A 7,303-nucleotide genomic window follows, 5' to 3' on the forward strand; every position below is an offset into this window, starting at 1 on the left:
AAATTAATTATTTAAATCTAAATAAAGCTTTTTGTGTAAAAAATTCTGCACTATTGCGTGCACTAAAAGTATATGTTAGTTTTTTAAATATGTGCAGATTACACATTAAATATTGATTTTAATGATTCATACCACATAATGCAGAGATGTGAGTTTTTAATTCTTTAAAAATCAATATTTATCAACAATTAATGAGTTTGCAAAAGGACAACCTAATGAAAAAAACTTTTAAATTATCAGTGATAGCAACAGCTTTATTGGCTGCGAATGTATATGCAGCAAACACGAATATTAGTGGAGATAACAGTAATTCGATAACTGGCGGTATAGATACCACAGTTGTCGGTTCAAATAATAATGTTGGAAACACTACAGTTGTTGGTTCGAATAATAATGCGACGGGCAATGAAGGGTTCGTTGGTGGAACAGGCAACACAGTAGATGGATTTGGTTCTGCTGTCATCGGGAATAACAACACAACGCATGATCAGTATGCAGTTGCTTTAGGTAGTAATAATGAGGTGACAGGAGCAGGTAGTACCGCTGTTGGCAATAATATTGTTATTAATGGCAGTCAATCTACAGCGATTGGTGGCAATAGTGATGTGAAAGGTCAGTACGCTAGCTCTTTTGGTGACGGCGTTAAAGTAGACGGAGTAGGTTCAACTGCGGTTGGTTCTACTTCACAGGCAATTGGTGAGTATGCAACAAGTCTTGGATATGGCGCTCAGGCGACAGCGAACAATGCAATTGCAACAGGTAGTAATGCTACTGCGAGTGGTCTAAATTCGATTGCCATTGGTAATACTGCTGAAGCCAGCGCAGAAGGCGCAATTGCACTTGGTAACGGTGCAAAAGCAACTGCTAAAGGTGCTGTGGCAATTGGGGCCGGTACAGTCAATGATGTGGAAAATACTGTTTCACTTGGTGATCGTCGTATGACTTGGGTCGCTGATGGTATTGGCGATAATGATGCCGTGAATGTCAAACAATTAAAAGATGCGCTTGCGAGTGTTGATACAGCGCCAAGTCAAGCAGATCTTGATGCAATTAATAATAAAATCGCCGCTGAAAAAACTGCACGTGAAGCAGGTGATGCTGATCAAGCAAATAAATTAGCTGCTGAAAAAACTGCACGTGAGGCTGGTGATGCTGATTTACAAGCAAAAATTGATAATGAAGCACAACTTCGAGCAAAAGCAGATGCCGATGAAGCGACTGCACGTACAGCTGCAATCAATAACGAAGCTCAACTCCGTACTAATGCCGATGCAACCGAACAAGCAGCACGCATAGCGGGAGACGAAGCTGAAGCAACAGCACGAATTGCCGGTGATGAAGCAGAAAAAGCAGCACGTATTGCAGCAATTAATACTGAAAAAGATGCTCGTATTGCAGGAGATGCTGCTGAAGCAACAGCACGTAACAATGCCGATATTGCTTTAGGAAAACGGATTGATACTGAAACAGCAACTCGTATCTCTGAAGTTAACCGTTTAGATCGACGTGTTGATCAATTAAACACACGTTTAGATCATGTTGAAACCACTGCAAATCGTGGTATTGCGATTTCTTTAGCAACACAACAAGCGATTCCAAGCATTCAGCCAGGGCAAGTTGCTGTATTTGGGGGAGTCGGATATTACGAAGGAGAGGCTGCTGGTGCATTTGGTGTTGTGACATCATTTAGTGACCGTTTCTCTGGAAGTGGTGCAGTAGGTGTTGCTGATGGTGGGAAATTTGGCGGTCGTGCTGGCGTCGCTTATGTCATCGGAGGGAACTAAGTTGGGCTTAGTTATATTAAAAACTGAGTCAAATTTAGTCACAATAAGAAGGATGATGTAATGAAAAAAGCTTTTCAATTATCAGTAATTGCAGTTGCCTTAATGACAAGTCATGCGTATGCGGCACCTGTATGGGAAGGACCAACAGGAACAGGCACTGGTTTGAGTAATGCGATGGGAGGGGAAACGAATTATGCCAATGTCCCATCGACAGCAAATGGTGTTATTTTGGGGCAGCTCAATGATGTTGATAATACCAGTGTTGGGTTAGGTTATAACAGCAATGCTATGGGCAAAGATAGTTTTTCTGCTGGTTCAGCAAATGATGCCACTGGTGATTCCTCTATTGCTTTGGGCCGTGACACACATGTTCAAGCTAATGCTAATAATGGTATTGCACTTGGTGCCACAGTTATTACGGAAAAAGCAGGAGGTGTCGCCCTCGGTAATAGCCAGCACGTTTATGATGAAAGTGGAACTGCGGTAGGTCGTGGTAGTGTGGTCGCGGGCCAGCAAGCAAGTTCTTTAGGGCACGCTGCTTGGACAGGTGGTAATGGTGCTACTGCGATTGGTAGCGAAACATGGGCAAATGCCGAAAATGCAACGACTCTGGGCTATAACGCAGAAACAGGCGGTAAAAATGCGGTGCGCGTTGGTGCTCAATCACAGGGTTCTGGATTGAATTCTATCGTGATTGGTAGTCATGCGACAGCGACTACTGAAGATTCAATTCAGTTAGGTTCTGGTGGTGCAGGTGCAGCCGGTATTCCAGGTACATCTATTGCTGATGATAAGAACTCTGTTGCGATAGGCTATGGTTCTGATACACAGGGCCAAGGAGCAAGTAGCGAAAATACGGTCAGTGTTGGTGGTTTACTCGGTGGTGCAATTCGCCGTATTACGCAGGTGACGGATGGTGTGGATGATAAAGATGCCATTAACGTATCGCAGTTGAATGATGCGATTGCAGGTCTAACTTCTGGCGCTGAACTTATCACTACTGCTGATGGTTTATTAACAACAGAGAAAGAGCAACGTATTGCGGCTGATACGACTGCAATAAATGCAATTGCAGCAGAGGCTACAGCACGTGCAGCAGGAGATACTGCATTACAGTCATCACTGAATGATGAAGCACAAAAGCGTGCGAATGCTGATGCAGCACAAATTGTTGCTCGTACAGCAGCCATCGATAATGAAGCTCAATTACGTGCAGCAGCAGATGCAACTGAAAAAGCAGCGCGTATAGCAGGTGATGAAGCAGAGAAAGCAGCACGTATAGCAGGTGATGATGCAGAAAAAGCGGCTCGTATTAGTGCAGTTAATGCTGAAGCGCAGGCGCGTATCGCTGGTGATGCGGCTGAAGCAGCAGCTCGCGCTGATGCTGATCTTGCTTTGACGAATCGTATTAATACTGAGGCAGCAACTCGCACTAGTGAGGTGAATCGTTTAGATGGTCGTATCGATCAAGCAAACCGTCGTTTAGATGATATTGAGAAAAGTGCTTACCGCGGTGTAGCAATTGCATTAGCTGCACAACAAGCTGTGCCGAATATCCGTTCTGGTCAAATTGCCTTATTTGCAGGTGTTGGTCATTACGAAGGGGAAACAGCAGGTTCAGTGGGTGTTGTGACCTCTTTTATTGCGAATCGAGTTTCTTTGAGTGGTGCTGTGGGCTTTGCTGGTGGGAATGAAGTGGGAGGACGGATTGGTTTAAGTTATTCATTCTAGAGCTGCATAATCTAAATGAAGATTCAAATTAAGAGAATTTGAGTGTTATGGATTGGCTAATTTAAAACTCAAATTCTCTTTTTCGCTCCTCTTGGGTTACTTTTATTCAGCATGGAAGTAACCTTTTTTTATTTTTCGATTAAATCAGCTTATTTGATTGATAGATTGTTATTTCTGAGCAATTTAGTTGGTTTAAGTATCTGTTAAAATATTTTGAAATCTATAAAACAGGTGATAGGACATCATCTGTCAAAAATATCGAGAATAAGGTTGATTGGGGCAATATGAATGGCAGATATACATTCCAAAATGTGCTTGGTGTTAATGGGGACGTTGTTCTTTACAGGTTGTACAGATGAAAATGGCAATTATAGTGTTGGTGTTAGTTTAGGTGGCACAGGAACAGGTGGTTTATCAGTTGGAACTGAAAGTCCAGTTCCAAAACCTCAACCAGATATTAATCCTGATCGAATGGAAGATGATGCAGAATATGCAGTTGCATATCCTAATCCTGTTACGCAAAATTGTGATGGTATTGAACGTACAATTCAGTTTGTTAGTCACTATGCACCATTTTCTCCAATGGTGCAGGGCGATAGAATGGATCTCCTAAGTATCCATAATGGTTTAAAGGTGAGATATAAATTAAAAGTAGTTGTTAAAAATAATACATCAGCGCCAATGTATGAATATATTAATAGTTGTGATGCTGCTTTTCAGTTAACAGGAACAAAAACATCTAAGAAAGCTCAAACAGATTATTGTTTAAATGATGAAACGGTGAATACCTATCAGCCGAATGAATCTCGAACATATTATTATTCTTTTAATTTACCTAATATTTTACAAAACTGGACAGCAAGCTATCATACACAGTACTCAAAAGAGTTATATGCATCTAATTACGATGATGAAAATGAGAGTAAGCGAACACAGTGCGCTCCATTAAGTACAATTCTTTTAATCGACCAATATCCTTCAACGAAAGATGGTGCTCCTCCAACATCAAGTACAGGGGGTACAGGAAATAATAATTCTGGATCGAATAATAATTCGTCTACCAATCCTACAGATCAGCCTCCTATTTTTGGCGGTTTTGATTTGGGTGAGGGTGATACTGAAAGTCCTACTTTCGGCGGTTTTGGTTTAGGTGATGAACCTTAAAAGAATGTCTTTTCACTTTTAATGTATTTTTTATGAAATAGAAGGCGATAAATATTTTTATCGCCTTTTTACATTTTCAATACTAGTTATATACAGCGCTACAAATTTAAAGAAATATGAATATGCGAACATATTCAAACTGGTTATTTTTTAGGATTTTAAGGTTCATAAAAATTATTTATCAGTTTTTTGCTGTTTATTTGATCGCATTTTTGCCTGTATCACTTATGAGTTTTTAAAAATTAACTAATTGAAGATAGTTAGATTCAGACGGTGATACTGTTTTTTAGTGTTGAATCGCAGCATATGCATTCTTTGTTTGATCAACCAGTTGGAATCGTTTTGAAACTCTATTCTCAGTTACTTTAAGTAGAACAAAGTTTAGGTATTAATCGTAATAACGGGAGTTTTATGTTTTCACCCTATATCCATGCATTTGCATTGTTTTTTTCATTATTAAATCCGTTCCTGATGAGTGTCTACATGGTCGGGATGATTCGGAATACCGATGTAAAAGTATTTAATAAAGCATTGATTCAAGGGAGCTTAATTGCTTTTGCTGTTTTTGCATTATTTGCATGGGGGGGGGGAGAATATTTTTAGTCGCTATCTAAATGTAAGATTTGAATCTTTCCAAATATTTGGTGGATTAATTTTTCTTGTAATTGGTTATCGTTATGTGTTTCAGGGTGCAGAAACAATCGGTGAAATGCGTGGTGCTCCTGAGCATTTGGCAGGTACGATTGCTATGCCTTTTATGATCGGACCGGGAACAATTAGTGCTGCGGTTGTCACAGGCGTGAGTGTTCCATTTGGAGGAGCAATTACTGTGATTGCCCTCACATTGGCGTTAACTTGCAGTATTCTTATCGCGATGAAATACGGACACGATCATTTACGCTACAAGCATGCGAAGTATATTGATCGTTACTTTGACATTATGGGGCGTTTATCTGCCTTACTGATCGGTACAATTGCTGTCGATATGATCGTTAATGGTGTGATGGGACTCATTCAATCTACAAATTTAAATTAAATTGTCAGATATAAAATTTTGTATGATGAGTATTTATCTAGTTAATAACACATTGTTAATTTTAGATAAAATCTAATAAAAAGGGTCTATATGTAATCCTACTGAAATAATGTTTCGATCTATCATAAAAATAGTTGATGATGTTTTATACATTTATACGTATTTTTACGTTGAGGAATGAACGATAATACACATGTTGTATTCTCCTATGAGTTCTCCTATGTATCCATTAGATCAATTGAACCAAGCACCTGATGATCAGTCAGAGCTTACAATGTCAGTTTTAATGACACCTGATATGGCAAACTTTTCAGGTAATGTTCATGGTGGAGCAATTTTAAAACTGCTTGACCAAGTTGCTTATGCTTGTGCAAGCCGTTATTCAGGCAGTTATGTTGTGACCTTGTCTGTTGATAAAGTTAATTTTAAAGAGCCAATTTACGTTGGTGAATTAGTCACATTTTTAGCGAGTGTTAATCATGTAGGACGTACTTCTATGGAAGTCGGCATTCGTGTAGAAGCACAAAATATTCAAAAGCGTACAATCAGACATACCAATACATGCTATTTCACCATGGTTGCTGTGGATGAGGAGCGTAAACCTAAAATTGTTCCGACATTAAAATTAGATACAGATTGGAAGCGTTGTCGTTTCGAAGCTGCAGAACAGCGTAAAGACCTACGTCTACAAGAAGTACAGCAACCTTCTTGCAGTATTTTCAAGAAATCTAGCCAGTGTTGATTTATTCATCACATTCCTAGTGATCTAAAAAAAGATCGAACCGCAGCATGGTTCGATCTTTTTTTATTTGTAAAGATGAGTCAGATCATTACAAATGTTGTTCTAAAGGGTCTGGAGGAACCTGAAGATCAAATTATTTACTAGCGGTCGGAGCAGCTGTTGTTGCTGCATCACTTGCTGTGGTGTCTGTCGTAGCTGGATTTAGAGTTTCAGGTTGCTCCTGAGTTGATACCACGACTTTCTCTTCTGTGGTTTTGGTGCTATGTGATTTGTCATGAGCCGAAGCCGCAAATGTTGTTGCCGCTGTTAAAGCAAATGTTGTCGCAATTAAAGTCTTAATGAGTTTCATGTTTGGCATCCATATTTGAACTTAATTAAAAAATTACAGCTTCAATTCGAGAGATGAATGAGAACAAATCTTGAATTTCTGCATGAGGTTTATGCTAAGTGCCTAAGTTTTTTACAGCAATATTCTTAACAATCTTTTACGATAAGCTTAACAATGGAACATCATAAAATGCGGTTTTGTGATGCGCTTGTAAAGTTAAATGCCTGAACCTATCAATAAAATGTATATAAATATGTATTTTTGATTAAAAAATAATCTAAAATTTTACGTGTTTTAAACATGAGCTTTCTTTTGCAAATAGTTTAATAATTGGATAAAACATTTATATTTTAATTTTAAATAGTATTTTTAGATTAATTTTGTGATTGGATTCTCTCTATTTTTGTTTTAATTGAATTATTTCATAAATTTTATTCTTTATTTTATTTCGCATATTTTTCTCTTTAGAATGAAACAAATTTTTAATGCGAGTAAATCGTGAAGTTTATTGCTCCCAA

At 38.7% G+C, this 7,303-nt stretch carries 5 protein-coding genes and 1 pseudogene; 5 read left to right on the plus strand and 1 reads right to left on the minus strand.

Annotation, left to right across the window (positions count from 1 at the left end; genetic code table 11):
• Window positions 1-215: 215 nt before the first annotated feature.
• The 5 genes and pseudogenes from AAV96_RS00760 (at window position 216) to AAV96_RS00780 (ending at window position 6,457) form a co-directional block, all read left to right on the plus strand.
• The gene (locus AAV96_RS00760) at window positions 216-1,784 is read left to right on the plus strand and encodes a YadA-like family protein (protein ID WP_046737931.1); all 1,569 of its coding nucleotides are present in this window, start codon (window positions 216-218) and stop codon (window positions 1,782-1,784) included.
• A gap of 60 nt (window positions 1,785-1,844) precedes the next feature.
• Window positions 1,845-3,515 carry a YadA-like family protein gene (locus AAV96_RS00765; protein WP_046737932.1) on the plus strand — a complete coding sequence of 557 codons (1,671 nt, stop codon included), beginning with the start codon at window positions 1,845-1,847 and terminating at the stop codon, window positions 3,513-3,515.
• Between the two features lie 288 nt (window positions 3,516-3,803).
• Complete coding sequence (locus tag AAV96_RS00770) at window positions 3,804-4,679, plus strand: hypothetical protein (RefSeq protein WP_046737933.1); 876 nt, start codon at window positions 3,804-3,806, stop codon at window positions 4,677-4,679.
• 411 nt (window positions 4,680-5,090) lie between these two features.
• Window positions 5,091-5,715, plus strand: a pseudogene (locus AAV96_RS00775) (MarC family protein).
• A 220-nt stretch (window positions 5,716-5,935) separates the two neighbouring features.
• Window positions 5,936-6,457 carry an acyl-CoA thioesterase gene (locus AAV96_RS00780; RefSeq protein WP_046737934.1) on the plus strand — a complete coding sequence of 174 codons (522 nt, stop codon included), beginning with the start codon at window positions 5,936-5,938 and terminating at the stop codon, window positions 6,455-6,457.
• 133 nt (window positions 6,458-6,590) lie between these two features.
• Here the strand turns inward: AAV96_RS00780 and AAV96_RS00785 are convergent, their stop codons facing one another.
• Window positions 6,591-6,806: a hypothetical protein gene (locus tag AAV96_RS00785; RefSeq protein ID WP_004663393.1), complete on the minus strand. Its 216-nt coding sequence runs from the start codon at window positions 6,804-6,806 to the stop codon at window positions 6,591-6,593.
• Window positions 6,807-7,303 lie beyond the last annotated feature (497 nt).

It is taken from the genome of Acinetobacter sp. AG1, from assembly GCF_001005525.1.
GTDB lineage: Bacteria > Pseudomonadota > Gammaproteobacteria > Pseudomonadales > Moraxellaceae > Acinetobacter > Acinetobacter modestus.

Excerpts from the sequence above, each read along its gene's own strand:
- AAV96_RS00785 (WP_004663393.1), bottom strand. The coding sequence starts at position 6,806 with ATGAAACTCATTAAGACTTTAATTGCGACAACATTTGCTTTAACAGCG.
- AAV96_RS00760 (WP_046737931.1), top strand. The coding sequence starts at position 216 with ATGAAAAAAACTTTTAAATTATCAGTGATAGCAACAGCTTTATTGGCT.
- AAV96_RS00780 (WP_046737934.1), top strand. The coding sequence starts at position 5,936 with ATGTATCCATTAGATCAATTGAACCAAGCACCTGATGATCAGTCAGAG.
- AAV96_RS00770 (WP_046737933.1), top strand. The coding sequence starts at position 3,804 with ATGGCAGATATACATTCCAAAATGTGCTTGGTGTTAATGGGGACGTTG.
- AAV96_RS00765 (WP_046737932.1), top strand. The coding sequence starts at position 1,845 with ATGAAAAAAGCTTTTCAATTATCAGTAATTGCAGTTGCCTTAATGACA.